This is a genomic window from Nocardia sp. NPDC060220 (genome assembly GCF_042727815.1).
Lineage (GTDB): Bacteria > Actinomycetota > Actinomycetes > Mycobacteriales > Mycobacteriaceae > Nocardia.
The window spans coordinates 1-1,666 of sequence record NZ_JBHWZY010001184.1 but is presented as its reverse complement, the minus strand read 5'-3'; the positions used below and the strand labels follow the sequence as shown (position 1 = coordinate 1,666).

Genomic DNA, 1,666 nt, shown 5'->3' with positions numbered 1-1,666 from the left:
CCCCGAGGTCCCCCTCGCGAACCGCGCCACCCTGGGCAACATGAGCCCCGAGTTCGGTTCCACCGCCGCGATCTTCCCGATCGACGAAGAGACCATCAACTACCTGCGCCTGACCGGCCGCAGCGACGAGCAGCTCGCGCTCGTCGAGGCGTACGCCAAGGAACAGGGCATGTGGCACGACGCCGAGCGCGAGCCGGTGTACTCGGAGTACCTCGAGCTCGATCTCGGCAGCGTCGTGCCGTCGATCGCGGGCCCGAAGCGTCCCCAGGACCGCATCCTGCTCAGCGACTCCAAGAGCGCGTTCCGCTCCGACATCGTCAACTACGTCGGCGAAGGTGAGCTCACCGCGCTGGACGAGGGCGTCGACGAGTCCTTCCCGGCCTCGGACTCGACCGCTGTGTCCGCCGCCGCCGCCGACGACACCTACACCCCCGCGCACTCGGCGGCCAACGGTGCCAAGGGTCGTCCGTCCAAGCCGATCGAGGTCGTCGGCGAGGACGGCAACAAGTTCGTCCTCGATCACGGCGCGGTCGTCGTCGCGGGTATCACCTCCTGCACCAACACCTCCAACCCGTCGGTCATGCTCGGCGCCGCCCTGCTCGCCCGCAACGCGGTGGAAAAGGGTCTCGCGACCAAGCCGTGGGTCAAGACCAACATGGCGCCGGGTTCGCAGGTCGTCACCGACTACTACGAGAAGGCCGGTCTGTGGCCCTACCTGGAGAAGCTGGGCTTCTTCGTCGGTGGCTACGGCTGCACCACCTGCATCGGTAACACCGGTCCGCTGCCCGAGGCGATCTCGGCCGCGATCAACGACAACGACCTCTCGGTCACCGCGGTGCTCTCGGGTAACCGCAACTTCGAGGGTCGCATCTCCCCCGACGTGAAGATGAACTACCTGGCCTCCCCGCCGCTGGTCATCGCGTACGCGCTCGCGGGCACGATGGACTTCGACTTCGAGACCGACGCGCTGGGTCAGGACACCGACGGCAACGATGTCTTCCTGAAGGACATCTGGCCGTCCGCCCAGGAGATCGACGACACCATCAAGACATCGATCAGCCAGGACATGTTCCGCAACTCCTACGCCACCATCTTCGATGGTGACAAGCGCTGGCAGGGTCTGGCGACCCCGGAGGGCGATACCTTCGCGTGGGACGAGAAGTCGACCTACGTGCGCAAGGCGCCGTACTTCGACGGCATGTCGATGGACCCGTCCCCCGTCACCGACATCTCCGGCGCTCGCGTGCTGGCGCTGCTGGGCGACTCGGTCACCACCGACCACATCTCCCCGGCGGGCCCGATCAAGCCCGGCACTCCGGCCGCGCAGTACCTCGACGCCAACGGTGTGGCCCGCAAGGACTACAACTCGCTGGGCTCGCGTCGCGGTAACCACGAGGTCATGATCCGTGGCACCTTCGCCAACATCCGGCTGCGCAACCAGCTGCTCGACGACGTCTCGGGTGGTTACACCCGCGACTTCACCCAGGACGGTGGCCCGCAGGCGTTCATCTACGACGCCTCGCAGAACTACCAGGCCGCGGGCATCCCGCTGGTCGTGCTCGGCGGCAAGGAATACGGTTCGGGCTCCTCGCGTGACTGGGCCGCCAAGGGCACCAGCCTGCTGGGCGTGAAGGCCGTCATCACCGAGTCGTTCGAGCGCATCCAC

The 1,666-nt window shown here is 66.9% G+C and carries 1 protein-coding gene; it reads left to right on the top strand.

Features of this window, described 5'->3' with window-relative positions; translation table 11 throughout:
• On the top strand, positions 1-1,666 hold a 1,666-nt coding region (acnA, locus tag ACFWF3_RS35080; protein WP_379318410.1), incomplete at both ends, for an aconitate hydratase AcnA.